The organism is uncultured Mucilaginibacter sp., from assembly GCF_903913935.1.
Lineage (GTDB): Bacteria > Bacteroidota > Bacteroidia > Sphingobacteriales > Sphingobacteriaceae > Mucilaginibacter.
On the sequence record NZ_CAIWNH010000122.1, the window covers coordinates 1 to 2,398 of the forward strand.

General features: G+C 47.2%; 1 protein-coding gene. It reads right to left on the reverse strand.

Going from position 1 to position 2,398, the window contains the following annotated elements; translation table 11 throughout:
- Nucleotides 1–177: 177 nt before the first annotated feature.
- Nucleotides 178–2,280, reverse strand: a complete 2,103-nt coding sequence (locus QZY09_RS04555) for a hypothetical protein (RefSeq protein WP_295668733.1) — start codon at nt 2,278–2,280, stop codon at nt 178–180.
- Nucleotides 2,281–2,398 lie beyond the last annotated feature (118 nt).

Consider the following 2,398-nt stretch of genomic DNA (forward strand, 5'->3'; position numbering starts at 1 on the left):
ACATATAGTAGTGAAATAAGTTTTATGTCTTTTTTATAATATTGTAAATCAGTGTATTATAATTTATTATTTTATATAATTTTTTTTAATTTGATGTGTCGCCTACAAGTTATGCCCGTCAAGCTATCATACGGTGTTCCGGACGGTAAAAAATGGGTGCCGGTTACAACTGGTTTGTTAGCCTATGCTAACCAGTGCGCAGCCTCTTTTTAAGGGGACAGCCAGCCTGATCTCCTTTGCTGATTTAATCGTTTTGATGGTATGCCAATCTTTTTCTCCGGGATACAGCACTTTAATATGGAGGTCTGGTTTTCCGAGTGCAGCAAATGGTAACCTAATAATCACAGAAGCATGTGCGCTGATGCCCAATACGATCGGTATAATAAATTTTCCGTTTGCCTTAAAAATGTTGGCTTTTGCCGTGCCGTTTTCAACTTCCACTATATGGGGGTACATTACCCATTCGCGTCCCTTTATGGCCTCCAACAGTCTGCCATAATCGGTATAATAATGCTCTGCACCGGCATCTGGCGTTATACAATGGTCGTTGCCGGGATAAGGTACGGTGAGGAAAGCTCCAAGGTACAGGTGACGCTGAAAATAAGCGTCGGGATCAGGCGCCAGGTTGTCTTTTGATGCCGTCCAGGCGATGATAGGTTTTAGCAGCGCCATCTGCGCGCATAGGTTTAGGCTTGATGGCAGGTAGCCAAACTCATCATAAATACCGTCCACCTGTTCCATCAGGTCAATCCGCCGGTCAAGTGGGTTACAAAAAATAACTTTATGGGCGGCGTGCATCACCGGCCCCAGTTGCCCCATTATTTCCTTCCATGAGGTTACCATGGCACGCGTTTTTTGTTGCTGTATCATACTGATCCCGTCGTCAGCATTGCTGTTGTAAAAGCGCTGCCAATCCATACGGTCAATACAAATGCCTGAGGAGGCGGGGATCTTAGCAATATGCAACCGGGCCTGTTCCAGCAAAAACGCCCGGTAGTTAGCATCGCCAGGGTCAAGCACCACGCAATCCTCCCAGTTGGAGAAAAGCGGGCGCTCATCCCAGTCGGGTAAAACGCCTACAGGCTTTAGCAAAGCTTGTTTCAACTTTTTATAAACAAAGTCGTTCGGGTTTTTCCACAGATCACTATCCGGTACTGGGTTGCTTTTATATGGGTATACCATCCCGTTGCCAAATTCGGCCACGTTAAAATAGCTGATGGTGTTAAAGTCCATTTGCGCCAAATGTTTTGAATAGGCGCTCAGCCGGTTAATGGAGGCCAGCCCGTCACCCACCTTTTCGCCCCGTTGCCGGTACTTTGTCCAAAGTTCATCATCACTTTTTACCGGGGGGATAAAAAGGCCCATGTAGGGGAAATCAAGCGAGGCTTTCCAGTTCAGGCTGAAGCCCATTTCGCGGTATTTAGCTGTGTCCAGTTCGCCCTCGTAGGACGAATAGGCGCCGCAGCCTGCAATCTTGTTCACCAACGGCTCGCCCGGCATAAAATAAGCCGGGTAGTTGGCAATCATCCAGGCCATACCCGCCCGCCAGTCCGCCTCATGAAGCACCAGTTGGTGGCAAATATGGACGGTGTGCATGCTACCTATCCGGTGGTTAAGGTGGCGGTATGCGATCTTCCCATCGGCCGAAGTATGCATTTCAAGGTCAAGGATCGTGTCTTTTAACGATTGGATAAAACTCAGCCCCAGGTTCTCGCCCTTTAAAAAGCAACTGGCGATAGGGGTAACAAAGGCGTCCCGTGAAAGGTGGTTTTCGCCGCCGTACACCAGGGCCAGGTTGCTGAAGGGAGCCGGCAAAAATGGGTCCAGCCATTCATCCGAAGCAGGCTTCTGGTGGTTATCGGCCCAGGAGGTCCAAAACTGCAGCGCGCCCGCATCGGCCCATTGCAGGCTGGTTTCAACAGGGGCTGTCCAGTCGCTGCCCTTCCCTTTAATGTAAATATCCCATTGCAGGCCATAGGCCGTTTTCTTTATAACGCTTGTTATCTCGCAGGCATGTTCAAAATACCTGATCTCTTTTTTGGTAATAATGCCCGTACTATCCTGCGACAACAATTGTGTTTTAGCGCCTCCATCTGTTGAAGCCATAGAGATATCCAGGGTAAATCGCCTTTCGCCGCCCTTACTGTTAAAGTATCCTTTGATCTGCCCATCTTCAAATTTTAACCGCACAGGAGGGTTTTGTCCTTCAGCCAAAAACGGGCAAATATAAAACAATAGCAATAGTAGGGGCAGGTGGGGGATATTAAACAGGTATTTCATCACCGTAAGATAATGATATTTTAAAAGATTGTCTAGTCCTGAAATAGGTTTACACATTAAGTAAACCCAAAATGGAGTATAAAAATGTGTCAGCAATCCTTTATGATCATAATGAAGG